The organism is Nitrosospira sp. CT (genome assembly GCF_059489795.1).
The window spans coordinates 29827-43723 of sequence record NZ_JCAHZJ010000077.1 but is presented as its reverse complement, the minus strand read 5'-3'; the positions used below and the strand labels follow the sequence as shown (position 1 = coordinate 43723).

Here is a 13897-nt window from a genome sequence, read left to right as displayed (position 1 = left end):
ATAGTAGGTCAAAGAATTTTTTTCACCTTTGTACCGAGCGCGAATTGCCTTAATAAAAAATAACCGAAGGGGTGAGTTAAGAGAATAGTTGGCTCAAATTGTTGGTAACCGGACTGAAGGAGATTATCGACATGGGTAACGTGAGAAACGTTGGGGGGGTAACCTCAGGTCTTACCGCGGCGCTTACTGCTCCGGCCCTTGCGCACCAGGGAACCGTAGCCGATTACTCAAGCGGAGTTCGGCAATCCAGCAAACAGGATCCGACGACTCAATATCCCCAACCTCCTTTTTCGCCGCAACGGCAGGAGCCTCCTGGTCTTACAAGCAAGATGACCCCACGTCCGGATCACGGAGAAACGAGCTACCGGGGCTCTGGCCGGCTTGTCGGTAGGAAGGCGCTCATTACAGGAGGAGACTCCGGTATCGGACGTGCTGCGGCTATTGCCTTTGCCCGGGAGAGTGCGGATGTTGCAATCAACTACCTGCCCGTCGAGGAGCCGGATGCGCAAGAGGTCGTCGAGCTCATCCGGGCCGAAGGGCGGAAGGCAGTCGCAATCCCAGGTGATATTCGCGACGAAAATTTTTGCCGGAAGCTGGTTGCGGACGCTGTGCGCCAGTTGGGCGGTCTTGATATTCTGGTTAACAACGCGGCAGCGCAAGTCGGGCAGCATTCGATCATGGACCTCACAACCGAGCAGTTCGATTCTACTTTCAAGACCAACGTCTATGCGATGTTCTGGATCACAAAAGCCGCCATGCCGCACCTTAAACCGGGTGCGACCATTATCAACACGTCTTCCGCCCAGGCTTATAATCCATCCCCCTCGCTGCTCGACTATGCGCAGACCAAAGCTTGCATTGTTTCGTTCACCAAATCACTTGCCAAGCAGGTCGCCAAACAGGGAATAAGGGTGAACGCTGTTGCACCGGGGCCGTTCTGGACACCACTCCAACCGAGCAGCGTGGAAGCCCCGGAGGACCTTCGTACTTTTGGCGAAGAAACTCCACTGGGTCGTCCCGGCCAGCCTGCGGAACTCGGCCCCCTTTACGTTTTGCTTGCATCGCAGGAGTCGAGCTATGCGACGGGGCAAGTGTACGGCATGTCGGGTGGGAAGGGATATCCGTAGCTGGAATAGCGGCATCGCTGGTCTATGCGCGGGAGGAAAGATGAGAAGTTGGAACGTGGTCGTAACCGTGGCAGCAGGACCAGGCCGTCAATCCCGGCTGCTAGGTCAATTACGCCGGCTTGGCCATTTTGAGCGCACAGAATTTAAAAACGTGTGCTTGGGACATGTCGAGAATACAGCCCAATTCCTCGAAACCCTGGAAGCGGCTCGCAGAAACGACAAGCCGTGGTTTTCCGATCTGGGGCGCGTCATCCCGGTTGAGCAAACCTTTTCCTTCACTCCCGAAACCCTGATTGAACAGCTCAAATTGGGGATAACGCCTTTCTTAGAGCGCATGTCAGAGGGCACTTTTCATGTGCGGTTGGAGCGGCGCGGATTGCTGGGCCAAGTCATGAGCCAAGAGGTGGAACGCCAGGTGGGTGAGCATCTCAAGGCGTTGGCAGAAGCAAGGGGCAAACAATTGCAGGTATCATTCACAAATGCAGACTACATTGTGGCAGCGGAAACGGTAGGCACTGAGTGTGGCATCGCCCTGTTCGGCCGTGCATTCAGGGAACGCTTTCCGTTCGTGCTAACGCACTGAAAAAACAAAGGATGGTCCCTATCAGACTCGGTTGACCCCTCATTGATTTGGAAACAAACGGGGAGAGGCATGGCAACCTTACGAGAAGAAATCATCGAGTCCCAAAAAATTCGATCAGAACTTCTCAAATGGAAACTTTTGATTGTCTCGGCCCTGGGAGCCAGCGGACTAGGCTTTACCGAACACGGCGGAGTCCGCGGCGCCTATCTGGTACTGCTCCTTATTCCTCTTGTGTGCTTCTATGTAGACTTACTCTGCAGACATCTTTCGCTTCGCATCATCGTCATCGGGGCCTTTATGCGTATTGGTTCCTGCGATATGGAGACGGCCTATGAATGTTTTGTCAAAAAAACCACGAGCATCGAACCGAAAAAGCTGAATGTCTTCGCCTTGGAAGAGTGGGCTTTGGAAGGTTCCACGGTTGTCCTGTCGTTACTTGTCATTGGCGCCGGCCTAATACTCCCGGAACTCCCTGAAATCAGCCTCTTGAAAACTGATATGTCAATCGGGCCCATAAATATGCAAACGGGGGATTTCATCCGGGCAATGTTCATCGGATCTGGCCTCATCGGCATAATCCTGAGCTTGATCGCTCGCCGGCGCTACCGCCGTCGCATAAATGCCTTGAATGTACTTGCGGAAGATGCGAGTGTGATTGAGGAAATCCGTTCGAAGTTTACTGGCGATGCGCGCTGTCGAGAAGGGGCGCCTTCCCAACCTGGGCAAGAGTGACATGACCATCATCCATCACGAGGAGATACGTCGGCGGGTTAAATCGTCTTATGGCGCAGATGAAATTGCCGATCTTCTTATCTTTCTGCAGGGCAAAGGGACGCTGCGCTTCACGCCGATGCCTACCGGCTTACATCCCGCGGCTGCAATCCAACAAGGAGCGAGCATCCAGAGCGGCTACGGTAATACCTGGGTTCGAGATAATGTCTATGTTGCCCTCGCTCACGAAACAGCCGGGCAATGGAAAGCGGCAACGGCCGTTGCGGAGGCGCTCGCTGCATTCTACAGCAAGTACCGACGTCGCTTGGAGGCTATCGTGGAAGGGCTTGTGGACCCGAAGCTGCCCATGAATCGCCCCCAGGTGCGCTTTGATGGGCTGAACCTCGTCGAAATCCCCTCGCAATGGGCGCATGCCCAGAACGATGCGCTTGGCTACTTCCTATGGTTGTACTGCCGCATTGCTTGCAATGGGCATCTGAAACCGGACAGGCAATTACTGGCCCTTTTCGCGCTGTACTTTGATCGTATTCGCTATTGGGAGGACGAAGACAGCGGCCATTGGGAAGAGATGCGTAAGGTAGAGGCGTCCAGCATCGGTACCGTATTGGCGGGACTGGAATCGTTGCGGGAACTTCTGATCAGGGATAGAACATTTGTATGCCGTTTCGGCACTCGGACAGTCACGGTGGAGGTCGTTGATGAGCTGGCCGCAGCAGGTAAACAGGCGCTTGCCACGATACTGCCAGCCGAATGTGTTCAATCCGACCCCCGGAGGGCGCGCCGTTATGATGCTGCCCTCCTCTTCCTGGTCTATCCGCTGGAGGTGGTGGACGATGATATGGGACAACGCATTATCGGCGATGTACTGGAGCACCTGCAAGGCAAATATGGCATCCGCCGCTATCTGGGGGACTCTTATTGGACAGCCGACTACAAGGACAAGCTGGTGCCCGCAGAGCGTACCGCAGATGTGAGTGAGCGTCAGGCAGAACGCGACGCCCTTGCACAGCCGGGTGAAGAAGCCGAGTGGTGCATTTTCGACCCCATCGTTTCAATTACTGCTGGTCGCCGCTACCTGCGCACCGGAGACCCTGCCGACCTGGAAAGGCAGACCCACCACCTGAACCGCTCTCTGGGACAGATCACCGGCCCTGACTGTCCGCAAGGTGAGCTGCGTTGCCCCGAAGCCTACTACCTGGAGCATGGCCGATACGTTCCCAATGATCATGTGCCGCTACTGTGGACTCAAGCCAACCTATGGCTCGCCTTGCTAGCAATGAAGCATAGTATCACCCGTGCACCTTGAGTCTGCACAAAACCACAAAACAATATCTTGCTTATCGCCCTGGGAAGGTAAAGGGTAAAGGCTCTTGAACACTCGCTGAGACGGTTGCTCGTCCTCGCCATCTCACTTCGTCTCAATCTAGAAATGCCCCCGTCGCCCCAGGTGCAGTTCGTGCCCGTCCTGATCGAGGTACAGATCGCCAAACAGGACAATATGTATGTATGCTTTTGGTACTGGGGTATAAAGTGTGAGAATCCCGAGAGCGAAGTCAATGCCGCTGATGATAGCCAGTCCCAGACACTTTCCCGCTTCATCCGCGAGACCACAGAGCAGTTGGTCTGCAAAATTTCGAGGCAGCACCTCAACCCCCTCCAAGGCGGGGGGATTTGCTTCATCCGCCACTCCAATCAGACCCTCGGGCAGGAGTTCGGCATAGACAAAACGAGGGTCTTCAACAGGTTTGCCGCTGAAGAGACTGCTACGCTGCACAATAATCTCTTCCAGCCCGAACCCCACTTCGCGTGCCCCCTGAAAGTAGGCTCGGAACGCTTCCTCCCGCGCACGACGGCGCGTCCGTAGCGTTTTGTGTGCTGCAAGGTGGGAGGGCCGCAGACGCAAAATGTTGCAGTGACGCGCTGCATGGCGGATGGGAGCCAGTTCGTCGTCGTGCTCCAGGCTTACCAGGACATCCGGGCGCAGGGATTCGATCTGGAAGCTTACCAGTACGCGCCCCCTGCCACCGATCAAGCCTGGGGTGTCGATGACCACGAACTCTCCCTGGGCCGCTTCAACCAGTTGCCGGGTGCCGGAGGAAATGTGCCATGGGGTTAATGTGACCGACGAAGTACATGTGCTGGCAGGCAGCATTGGCAAAATCCATATCGGTTTTGAGTTCGGCAAGTGTGACAGTAGCCGGCGGGCCTATGTCCTTCTGGCCGATGTCCGCATCTATGAAGGAGACTCTGTGCCCTCCTCGCAAAAGCCTATTGACCAGAAACCTGCAGTAGCTGCTCTTGCCAAGGTCAGTCGCGCCCAGGACCATAATCCGCCGCCAGTTCCTGCTTGGATGCGCTTGGCTGAACGCTCCCAGGTCGCTGGAACGTCGAGGCCGGTCTCAGCCATTTTTTTGCTTCCCACTTGAGGAAATACGCAGGGCACCATGACAGGTTTAAGAAAGGCAGCTGGTTACATGAGAAAGGAATACGGGGAACCTCAAAGAAGGGACAGGAAGAAGGCTTTGCTATGCACCGAGAAGATAAAAATTCAATCCTGGATGACTTCCTTTTCAGGAACCTGTGTGTGCCTGGTCACCAAAGGTCGTCAGCCTATTAAATTTACATAACGGCTGTTTCAGGCCCGGAAAAAATACCTGCCCGTGCTATGCCATCCTCTCCGATCGTACCGCGAAACATGGCGCCGGTATTGAAACGCATCGCATAATCGCCATTCACGTCCAGCACGATCAGGCCGCCATCCCCACACATCGCGGCGATTTCCGCCAGCGTGTTATCGGCAGCCTGGGCAATCGGAGTATGAAGCATTCGCACCTGCGCTGCCGTATTGAAAGCAGCAGCGGTACGAATGAACATTTCGCCTGTGCCAGTCGCGGATACCGCAACTGAGCGATTATCCGCATAGGTTCCGGCGTTAATAATGGACGAGTCCCCTACCCGTCCAGAGTGCTTGTTCGTAAGTCCGCCGGTCGACGTGCCGGCCGCCAGATGGCCATGGCAGTCCAGCGCGACAGCGCCGACGGTTCCGCGTTTTTCATCCTCGCCCGGCAACGTATCCAGGCCAGCATCATGGTCGCGCAGAATACTTTCTTTAGCGATGGCTTTCTGCAATTGATTCCAGCGGTACTGAGTATAGAAATAGGATGGGTTCACGATTTCCAGGCCCTGCTCCGCAGCGAAGATTTCCGCACCTTGACCGATGAGCATCACATGCGGACTTTTCGTCATTACCGCATGTGCGGCGCGAATCGGATTGCGAATCGTCGTCACTCCCGCAACGGCGCCTGCCGCGCGAGTGGATCCTTCCATGATTGAAGCTTCCAGTTCGTTGCGACCATCATGGGTGAACACGGAACCCTTGCCGGCATTGAACAAGGGACAGTCTTCCATCACCGCAATTGCCGCAATCACCGCATCGATGCTGCTGCCGCCCGCTGCAAGCACCCCATGGCCGGCGATCAGCGATTGCGCGAGCGCCTCCATGTAAGCCTGCTCGCGGTCCCGCCGCTGTTTGCCAGGTTTAACGGCTCCAGCACCCCCGTGAATCACGAGGCGGATGGGTAAATTATTCCCCGTATTTCTGTGTGTTTGTATCGTCATGAGATCAGAACCAAGAGTAAGAAAGACAACAGGGACACATCGTAATTTCCTGACGGATCATTTGTGAACCCGAAGGGTACTTTTCTGCGTTAACAGGGATACGGACTCGCAAAGCAATAAATCTTTATTCTTTAAAAATTCCGGTGACACGTCACTGGATTGAATCAGAAACTGCTGCTATGTTGAATAGTCATGAACCGGATGAATTAACGCCAACCTCCGGTTCACGTACCCGGTGCTAAAGTTAAGGAGATGGTAACAACGCGTGCAAATATTCTGCTCGATTTTTCGGCATCAAAGGAGCTAAGACATGGCATTGACACAACTTGCAAAACCCCAGTGGCAGGACTACTTCGACCGCGTTTCCAAGGTTCTGGGTGCAAAGCTGGTGGAAATAGAGGTCACAGGGCTTGGACTCGGCGACCAAGTTGAAGTGGACTGGCTGCCGCTGATTGGACTGAGCTACGATCCCAGGGGAGACGTTCTGGCGGTGATGGTTGAGGGGATTGAACACAATATCCGGCATCCGAAGCAGATCCATGTCGACCAGGATGTCGAGGGCCTCTACAGCATCGAGGTGGTGGATACTGCGGAAGAACACCACATCTTGCTCCTGAAGGACCCGCTCAAGTTGTCGGCAGCTTGAGAAGCAAGGGTTCTTAAAAATATCCCGCGGAGGGGTCCAAGGGGCATGCTACGCCATCTCATCCATCTCGACACCTTAAAGATCACTCGACTCTGATCACTCTGATCCCATTGATTGATATAACTGAAGGTCCTGCTCGGAGAAACAGCAAAAGATCACTTCTTTGAGTGAAGTTTCGGTTTCAACAAACTCCCGCACGGTCTTGATTGCTATGTCTGCGGCAGCTTCAGGCGGGTAACCATAAACCCCGGTACTGATGCATGGAAACGCAATCGAACTCAAACCATTGGCAAGGGCAATTTCCAAGCTCCGCCGATAGCAGGAGGCAAGTTGTTCCGGTTCATTGCTTTTTCCCCCATGCCAAACCGGCCCAACGGTATGAATGACATGCTTTGCCTTTAAGCGATAACCTTTTGTGATCTTAGCGTCACCGGTTTTACAACCGCCAAGCAACCTGCATTCCTCCAGCAACCCCGGACCAGCAGCTCGATGGATAGCGCCATCAACACCACCCCCACCCAGCAATGACGAATTAGCGGCATTCACGATTGCATCGGTTTCCAGCTTTGTAATGTCACCACGAATGGCATGAAGTCTGGTTGTCATTGATTGTGGCCCGGCTTTAGCGGATTATAAATCGCAGAATGGAAATTTAGCATGGCACTCTGTCGTTTAACATGCCATACCCTTGTCCTATCACAACAAGTTCGGCGAGCGCGACGGTGGGCCCCAGCCTACACCGCTATGCAAAGCAAAACTTTCATCAGCGCGCTATTAGAGAAGTTGCCTTTTCCTATTCCGATATCTATAAAAACTTAATGCATATCTAATCCTGCACGTAAATCAGCAGCAAATTTGATCAGGTAATAGCGTTGATTCCATGTAACGACGTTGAATTCTAACCATAAAAAGTTCTTGCACCGGTATTTTGCATGAAAAGTTTGATAGTCATTATTGGGACGCTGAAACTAGTGAATTCCGCACTGATTGACAAGCTACCTTACGAAGATTGCGCAAAGGAGAATAGCTATGATAGCCAGCATGACGCCCACCGGCCAATGGCTCAAGAATCTCCAGGAGGAGTATCGAAGCTTTATCAGAGAGAGCCCGCTATACACATCAATCGCTGCAGCTTCCTCGGCGGCGGATTTACAATGGATCCGACAGTTGTATTATCTGTCTTCCGACTTTACGGCCGCAGTGGCATTACGCTATGGCAGCTGCCAAGATTCGCGTTTCCGAGATGCTTTCGGCGAACATGCGGCTGAAGAAGTGACTCATCCCGCAGACCTAGCCGAATGGATGCGTGAGTTCGGATTTCTGGCGGCCGGCGAAGAACCAACCTCGGTATCGCCGACATTGGAAACTCTGGCGTTAGGCTCCTATCTTATCCGCGTCGTTACACGCGATCCGATACCTCATCAACTCCTTACACTTAACTTGCTGGCGGAGGGAACGGCATGCGATTTCTACTGGGCTGTAAATCCGAAACTGGCTGAGTTGGGATTGACTCCCAAGGGATACTGGGCGGTTCATGCAAAAGCCGATATGAGACATGAAATTTTAGGTCTCGACCTCATTCCCCAATGCGCTCCGGATTCGCCTTGCGGCAGGTCATACGCCCATGCACTTCGGACAACGGCAAGCTTTTTCAGGCTGGTATTTGATTCGTGGAGCGGTAGTCAGCTCGAAAAGTTTAAGGTGCCCATTCCGGAAGCAGAAACTTGATCATTTGCTTGAGGTGGCCCTCGCTTGAGTCCCATGGATCCTTATCGATACAGGTTTCCGACATTTCCCAGAAGGAGTTGCTGTCATGTACCGCAAACCGGAAGGCTTTCAACCTCCCTTTCCCGCCTGGACTTCCGAATTTTCCGGCGTTAAGGAAATAATCTTTGCTCAGATCGGCGTACAGAGTGAACAGGCAAACCGACCTGCCTTTCACGCCATTGCCCAAACCTTGGGTAACGCTAAACACGTGGATCGTGCCATCTTCGAGGACGTGTCTGGTCTCCGTAACGACGTATTTCTGGCCTATTGGGACAACGCCGAAAGCTATGCAGCCTGGCTGGAAAGCCCAGCCGTCAAAACATGGCGGGAGCAAATGGAAGATGATGCGGGAAAATGGTTTGAAGTGGCTAAGATCCCACCGCCGTTTCTGGAAACACTCTACGACACCGAGAACCACGAAGCGGGCATGTCGCATCTCGCCAGCGAGATGCCATTGACTGACCGACACGGCTATTGGGGCGCCATACGCGACCGTATCGCTATGGCGGAAACGGATGGCCTGTCGCCAACCTTGCCCGACGCGGTGTTGGGTGAGCCCAAGCGACATGAGACGCAGGGGAAACGACTGCGGGTTAGGGCGCCGGATAACCTCTGTTTTATTCGCACCGCGCAGAACTGGAGCGATTGTCGAGAAGAGGAGCGCGCAACTTATCTGGATATGGTGGCGCCAGTGTTGGCGGAGGGGGTACGTTACCTTTGCAGTAACCCTTCAGAGAGTGGCTGCTGCATTGGCCGTTTCCTGCACGAATGTGACCTGAAAACAGGCGTGCCTTTAGACAAGACCTGTATGGCGGCGTACTTCCTTTCGCTCGATCATCTGGAGCGCTGGGCGAAAACGCATCCCAGCCATCTCGCTATTTTTCAAAGCTTTATGAGAATGGTACAAAAGCTTAATTTCCAGATCAGCCTCAAGCTCTGGCACGAGGTGTGGGTGGTGCCCGGAAACCATCTTCACCTGGAATATCACAACTGCCATTCCGCCACAGGGCTGCTGCCGTGGTTTGAGGTGGAAGAGCTAAAGAGTCAGTAGCCGGTGAGGGCCTAAGAATCAGTTTTATCCTTATACAATTCGTTACGGATATTGCAATTGCCAGACTGACTTTCCTCGACACAATTAAGTTGATGGTTGGGGATCAGTGATAGCCGCGTCCTCGCAAATACCCGCTATTTGCGTCTTTATTCGACGAGCAATTGAATGTTGTGAAAAGGAGAATTGCTATGACAACCAGTACAGCACCCGTTACACAATGGCTCAAGAATCTCCAGGAGGAGTATCGAAGTATCATCAGACAAAGCACTTTCTTTAAGAAAGTGGCTTCCGCTTCTTCCATGGAAGACTTCAAATGGATCCGACAGTTGTACTATTTGTCCTCCGACTTTACCTCTGCAGTGGCGGTGCGTTATGGCAGTTGCCGAGACCCTCGTTTTCGTGATGCCTTCGGCGAACACGCAGCCGAAGAAGTGACGCATCCCGCAGACCTGGCCGAATGGATGCGCGAGTTCGGATTTCTCGCAACCAATGAAGAACCCATGTCCGTTCCTCCGACTTTTGAGACTCTGGCGTTAGGCTCATATTTTCTTCGCTCGGCTATCCGCGAGCCTATACCCCATCAGATCATCACGCTCAATTTGATAATCGAGGGAATGGCATGTGATTTCTACGAGGCAGTAAATCCTAAATTAGACGAATTGGGTTTGACTCCCAAAGGCTACTGGGCAGTTCACGCCAAAGCCGATATGAAACATCAAATTCTAGGTCTTGACCTCATTCCGCCGGCTGCTCCCGATTCACCTACCGGCACGTCATACGCCCGAACCGCTTGGGAAGTAGCAAGCCTTTGGGTTCAGGAGTTCGAGACATGGAGCGACGTTCCAGTTGAACGAAGACTTAAACTACCCTCCCCGGCAGAATTGGCCCTTGGTCGAGTCGCTTAATCCCCTAGCAGATAATGACAATATTCGGATTAGGTGACGGGCGAGACCAACGATGAAAACAGGAGAGTTACTGACTCAGCGTCTGGAACTCGTCTATCGATGGTACCAAGGCATGGTCAACCGGGATACGGGAATGTTTGAGTACCTCTACCTCCCCGAGACTGACACATTCGTGCGCGAAAAATCCCCCATTCGGGATATCGCCTCCGTGTGGGACTTGGAAATACTCAGCGATTTTCTGAACAGGAATGAGCTTCGGCCTTTGATCCGGAAGTCGTTGCGGCATTACGGTAATTACCTCGTGGAGCGCGACGGTCACCTGATCCTCGACCCGGATCGGCTGGAGGAGCCTTCGTCGATCGCTCACAGTGCCTTTATGATTCTCGCCCTCCTGCACGCCCCATCGCCCCGCCGGACGGAGGAGATCACTGCTCTCGCCGAGGGGATACTCCATCAGCAGAGGCCGGATGGCTCGTACAAGGTGTATTTCCATGATCTGCCCGACCACGGGGAAGAACTGTACGCCGGCGAGGCAATGCTCGCTCTTCTGGAAACCTACCGGCAGTTGCAGGACGCCCGATGCCTGCAAAGTGCGGAACGTGCCTTCTCCTATTATGATGCGCAGTACTTCCGGTGCGATCGGGTTGCGGGAAACATCCTTGTCTTCTTCGCCAACTGGCAATCACAGGCGTGCCGCCTCTTGTTCAAGTGCACCCAGAGTATGGAGATCAAGAAGGATGTCGCCGACTACCTCTGCCGGATGCACGACCAGATCATGGAGCGGGACTTCTATGAGAACGTTGAGCGCCACCCGGCACAGCAGGTTTCAGTGGAAGTGGCCTGTGCCCTTGAGGGCCTCAACGACGCTTATGCGCTCACATTGCTCGCATACACCTCAGACGATAAGCGCGCTAAACGCTATCATGACTGCATCTGCGCCGGGGTGACATATTTGCTCAGGCTGCAATCCATCCACAGTGAAACGGAAAGGGAACGGGGCGGTTTCGGCCTGACCCTGGAAGATAGGACGCAGAGGATTGACATTACCGGCCATGCGGCAAGTGCCTTCATGAAGAGTGTAGAGAACGGGATCGAATGCCGGCTACCATCCGCCAATCACTAATGTCTCCTGTCTGTAAACCTGGCCGATGTTGACATCAAGCTCTTGAAGACTCAAGAGCGAAGCAGAGGATAGATAGGGAAATGACGCTGACAGGGCGCGGAGTCGGACAACGCTCACATAAGTTTATTATCTCGCCACAGGCAGGAACGCGCCATATCGGTCATCGACCGGCAAACAACTCAAAGTTTGACCAATTCTTATCCGGTGATAACAACTGTACTCGACCTGACAGCTTGTCCCGAGCTTTATTTTTCTGCCATAGATTGGCATTTATCAATAAATGCTTGCCGATCAGCTTCGTTGTCGAAAGTTGGAAGCACCGCCTGCATTCCTATGCCAGAACAATTTGTTGAATTTGCCTCAGGAGCCTTGTCACCACCACAACTAGTCAAAGCGCCACTCAGCGCAATAATAAATACAATATATTTAGACTTCATTAAATTCTCCCTTTTTAAAAATCAATCATCAACATGACTCAGATTCAAGTTGAGGTACAACAACTGATGGCGTAGCTCATCGACACCTCGAAGAATACCTCAGAGGAACTCTAAATCCCAGCACTTTGCGTGATCGGTGCCCTGTTGGTAGTGCCTCGCTTTATTGGCCCGAGCAGTTTTCGCAACAGCTTTTGTAGATAACCCAGCTACAGAACCGAAGATTGATTTTATCGCCAGTTTATGCGGACCGGAATTCCACCTTTAGGTCGCAGGGTTACCGCCATCTCAATCTCGACTTCATTCGGGTCAAGCAACTGTAAATCACAGTGCTGAACTATCATGCTTAGCAAAAGCTGGCTTTCCATTAACGCAAAATGACTACCGATACAGATCCGTTCACCTGTACCGAAAGGTATGAACGAATACTTCTTTTGAGGTAATAGAAACCTGTCAGGGTCAAACTGCTCAGGCTGCCGCCAGAAATCGGCATGATGATGAAGATTATAAATACTGAATATCGCCGACCTGCCAGCCTTTAAAAGATACCCATCAACCTCGGTATCCTTATTAACTTTACGCAGCAAGAAGCCAGCAGGTGGACGGAGGCGCATCGATTCACTGAGCACGGCTCTGGTATAAGCAAGCTGCTGCAAATCCTCGGCGTTCGGGATTCTTCCTTGCAGCAAACCGTCAAGTTCCTGACGCACTCTGGCAAGTACATCCGGATGCCGGGCTAGTAAATACAAGGTCCAGCTTAGCAAGTTCGCGGTCGTTTCATGGCCTGCACTAAAAATGGTAATAACTTCATCACGAATCTGCTTATCGGTCATCTTCTCACCGCTGCTGTCATCGCGTGCTTTTAGCAGCATATCCAGCAGGTCATTCTGCCCTGACGGTGCGGCGCGGCGTTGATCGATGATTCCGTAAATGACATCATCGATTATTCCCAACGCCAGTTTGAATTTTTGATTCGCGGGGGTGGGCACATATAACGGAAGAGTCAAAGGATTCACGATGCTTTTAATGGCATAGCGAAGCAAAGTATCCAGAGAGGGAGAGATATGCTCTATTTTGTCGAGCACACTGGTGCTGAACATGGTCTGGGTGATGACTTCCAACGTAAGCCGCGTCATTTCATTAGAGAGGTTGAGGTGTGCACCTTCACCCAGTTGCCGCCATCGATTCAACATATTGCTGCCCGCGGTAACCATTAGCGGCAGCAGCGTGGTTACATTACTTCTCTGGAAAACAGGCTGCATTAACTGACGCTGTCTTTGCCATAAATCGCCTTGGCTTGTTACTAAGCCCTGACCTAAAATCAACGCGATACCGGTGGGTTTCTCAGGATTGTAGATTTTTACAAAAATATCGCTTTGCCTGATCAAGGCTTGTTCAATCAGCTTTGGGTGACTGAATAAATAAAATTGGCGGGTAGCCAATCTGAAGCTGACCAAGTCCCCATAATCTCGGTACCAGTCATAAAAGGCTTGAAGGGGATTCGCCGCCATCTGCCTTAAATTACCCAGCAGAAAATCGCCTTGGACCTGTGGAACTGTTTTGTTATGCATCATCGTCAATAAGTTGGAATTTTAATGACAGGTTCATTAACATCAATTCGCCCCATGCATCTACCAATGCAATAAGCCAAACAAAGCAAATCGCCTCCGTTCAAGTAATAGCAACCAATAGTCTGCATTCTCAGTTGCTTTGTCATTGATTCCTGTCCTGGCTGCCCGCACGGATGTTCTTTTCAATCTCTCTTGAATAGCAGGTCGTTCCTGGGATGATAGCAGGTCAACGCCAGCTCTTTCTCTGCGTTAAACAATGCGGCAGCTCGCAAGCCGTAAGGATGCTGCCGTTCGTGAAAGAATCGAAAGGACCAAGGGGCTGATACGGCTCAACATATTA

Annotated in this window: 15 protein-coding genes; 9 read left to right on the top strand and 6 right to left on the bottom strand. The window is 52.5% G+C overall.

Annotated features, from left to right (window positions below; genetic code table 11):
• Window positions 1-131: 131 nt before the first annotated feature.
• The 4 genes from AC52W5_RS14040 to AC52W5_RS14025 all read left to right on the top strand — a co-directional run bounded on the left by AC52W5_RS14040 (window position 132) and on the right by AC52W5_RS14025 (window position 3748).
• The gene (locus AC52W5_RS14040; RefSeq protein ID WP_495671447.1) at window positions 132-1127 is read left to right on the top strand and encodes an SDR family oxidoreductase; all 996 of its coding nucleotides are present in this window, start codon (window positions 132-134) and stop codon (window positions 1125-1127) included.
• A 40-nt stretch (window positions 1128-1167) separates the two neighbouring features.
• Window positions 1168-1710, top strand: a complete 543-nt coding sequence (locus AC52W5_RS14035) for a THUMP domain-containing protein (protein ID WP_495671446.1) — start codon at window positions 1168-1170, stop codon at window positions 1708-1710.
• A gap of 69 nt (window positions 1711-1779) precedes the next feature.
• On the top strand, window positions 1780-2442 hold the full coding sequence (locus AC52W5_RS14030; RefSeq protein WP_495671445.1) for a hypothetical protein: 663 nt from the start codon (window positions 1780-1782) through the stop codon (window positions 2440-2442).
• Window positions 2396-3748, top strand: coding sequence for a glycoside hydrolase family 15 protein (locus tag AC52W5_RS14025; protein ID WP_495671444.1), 1353 nt, complete (start codon window positions 2396-2398; stop codon window positions 3746-3748). The genes AC52W5_RS14030 and AC52W5_RS14025 overlap by 47 nt, the downstream gene beginning before the upstream one ends.
• Before the next feature lie 117 nt (window positions 3749-3865).
• Here AC52W5_RS14025 and AC52W5_RS14020 read toward each other — a convergent pair whose 3' ends face one another.
• The 3 genes from AC52W5_RS14020 to AC52W5_RS14010 form a co-directional block, all read right to left on the bottom strand.
• On the bottom strand, window positions 3866-4594 hold the full coding sequence (locus tag AC52W5_RS14020; protein ID WP_495671443.1) for a Clp1/GlmU family protein: 729 nt from the start codon (window positions 4592-4594) through the stop codon (window positions 3866-3868).
• On the bottom strand, window positions 4515-4769 hold the full coding sequence (locus tag AC52W5_RS14015) for a Clp1/GlmU family protein (protein ID WP_495671442.1): 255 nt from the start codon (window positions 4767-4769) through the stop codon (window positions 4515-4517). The genes AC52W5_RS14020 and AC52W5_RS14015 overlap by 80 nt, the downstream gene beginning before the upstream one ends.
• Before the next feature lie 292 nt (window positions 4770-5061).
• Window positions 5062-6060 (bottom strand): isoaspartyl peptidase/L-asparaginase family protein, encoded by a 999-nt coding sequence (locus AC52W5_RS14010; protein ID WP_495671441.1) that lies wholly within the window; start codon window positions 6058-6060, stop codon window positions 5062-5064.
• Between the two features lie 310 nt (window positions 6061-6370).
• Here AC52W5_RS14010 and AC52W5_RS14005 point away from each other — a divergent pair, with 310 nt between their 5' ends.
• The gene (locus tag AC52W5_RS14005; RefSeq protein WP_074974634.1) at window positions 6371-6706 is read left to right on the top strand and encodes a DUF5335 family protein; all 336 of its coding nucleotides are present in this window, start codon (window positions 6371-6373) and stop codon (window positions 6704-6706) included.
• 96 nt (window positions 6707-6802) lie between these two features.
• Here AC52W5_RS14005 and AC52W5_RS14000 read toward each other — a convergent pair whose 3' ends face one another.
• Window positions 6803-7312, bottom strand: a complete 510-nt coding sequence (locus AC52W5_RS14000) for an O-acetyl-ADP-ribose deacetylase (protein ID WP_074974633.1) — start codon at window positions 7310-7312, stop codon at window positions 6803-6805.
• A 423-nt stretch (window positions 7313-7735) separates the two neighbouring features.
• Here AC52W5_RS14000 and AC52W5_RS13995 point away from each other — a divergent pair, with 423 nt between their 5' ends.
• From AC52W5_RS13995 to AC52W5_RS13980, 4 genes are all read left to right on the top strand, one after another.
• Window positions 7736-8434, top strand: a complete 699-nt coding sequence (locus tag AC52W5_RS13995; RefSeq protein WP_495671440.1) for an iron-containing redox enzyme family protein — start codon at window positions 7736-7738, stop codon at window positions 8432-8434.
• 85 nt (window positions 8435-8519) lie between these two features.
• The gene (locus AC52W5_RS13990) at window positions 8520-9524 is read left to right on the top strand and encodes a phenylacetaldoxime dehydratase family protein (RefSeq protein WP_074974632.1); all 1005 of its coding nucleotides are present in this window, start codon (window positions 8520-8522) and stop codon (window positions 9522-9524) included.
• Between the two features lie 188 nt (window positions 9525-9712).
• The gene (locus tag AC52W5_RS13985; protein ID WP_495671439.1) at window positions 9713-10429 is read left to right on the top strand and encodes an iron-containing redox enzyme family protein; all 717 of its coding nucleotides are present in this window, start codon (window positions 9713-9715) and stop codon (window positions 10427-10429) included.
• A gap of 52 nt (window positions 10430-10481) precedes the next feature.
• Entirely contained in the window at window positions 10482-11552 is a 1071-nt protein-coding gene (locus AC52W5_RS13980; protein ID WP_143104315.1) for a hypothetical protein, read from the top strand.
• A 245-nt stretch (window positions 11553-11797) separates the two neighbouring features.
• On the opposite strand, the gene trbK is transcribed toward AC52W5_RS13980, so the two are convergent.
• Both trbK and AC52W5_RS13970 read right to left on the bottom strand, forming a co-directional pair.
• Window positions 11798-11989: an entry exclusion lipoprotein TrbK gene (trbK, locus tag AC52W5_RS13975; protein WP_495671438.1), complete on the bottom strand. Its 192-nt coding sequence runs from the start codon at window positions 11987-11989 to the stop codon at window positions 11798-11800.
• 227 nt (window positions 11990-12216) lie between these two features.
• Complete coding sequence (locus AC52W5_RS13970) at window positions 12217-13560, bottom strand: cytochrome P450 (protein WP_495671437.1); 1344 nt, start codon at window positions 13558-13560, stop codon at window positions 12217-12219.
• Between the last annotated feature and the right edge of the window lie 337 nt (window positions 13561-13897).

Bases quoted from the DNA above. Each gene is read 5' to 3' on its own strand.
- AC52W5_RS14040 (WP_495671447.1), top strand. From the start codon at position 132: ATGGGTAACGTGAGAAACGTTGGGGGGGTAACCTCAGGTCTTACCGCG.
- AC52W5_RS14035 (WP_495671446.1), top strand. From the start codon at position 1,168: ATGAGAAGTTGGAACGTGGTCGTAACCGTGGCAGCAGGACCAGGCCGT.
- AC52W5_RS14030 (WP_495671445.1), top strand. From the start codon at position 1,780: ATGGCAACCTTACGAGAAGAAATCATCGAGTCCCAAAAAATTCGATCA.
- AC52W5_RS14025 (WP_495671444.1), top strand. From the start codon at position 2,396: ATGCGCGCTGTCGAGAAGGGGCGCCTTCCCAACCTGGGCAAGAGTGAC.
- AC52W5_RS14020 (WP_495671443.1), bottom strand. From the start codon at position 4,594: ATGCTGCCTGCCAGCACATGTACTTCGTCGGTCACATTAACCCCATGG.
- AC52W5_RS14015 (WP_495671442.1), bottom strand. From the start codon at position 4,769: ATGGTCCTGGGCGCGACTGACCTTGGCAAGAGCAGCTACTGCAGGTTT.
- AC52W5_RS14010 (WP_495671441.1), bottom strand. From the start codon at position 6,060: ATGACGATACAAACACACAGAAATACGGGGAATAATTTACCCATCCGC.
- AC52W5_RS14005 (WP_074974634.1), top strand. From the start codon at position 6,371: ATGGCATTGACACAACTTGCAAAACCCCAGTGGCAGGACTACTTCGAC.
- AC52W5_RS14000 (WP_074974633.1), bottom strand. From the start codon at position 7,312: ATGACAACCAGACTTCATGCCATTCGTGGTGACATTACAAAGCTGGAA.
- AC52W5_RS13995 (WP_495671440.1), top strand. From the start codon at position 7,736: ATGATAGCCAGCATGACGCCCACCGGCCAATGGCTCAAGAATCTCCAG.
- AC52W5_RS13990 (WP_074974632.1), top strand. From the start codon at position 8,520: ATGTACCGCAAACCGGAAGGCTTTCAACCTCCCTTTCCCGCCTGGACT.
- AC52W5_RS13985 (WP_495671439.1), top strand. From the start codon at position 9,713: ATGACAACCAGTACAGCACCCGTTACACAATGGCTCAAGAATCTCCAG.
- AC52W5_RS13980 (WP_143104315.1), top strand. From the start codon at position 10,482: ATGAAAACAGGAGAGTTACTGACTCAGCGTCTGGAACTCGTCTATCGA.
- trbK (WP_495671438.1), bottom strand. From the start codon at position 11,989: ATGAAGTCTAAATATATTGTATTTATTATTGCGCTGAGTGGCGCTTTG.
- AC52W5_RS13970 (WP_495671437.1), bottom strand. From the start codon at position 13,560: ATGATGCATAACAAAACAGTTCCACAGGTCCAAGGCGATTTTCTGCTG.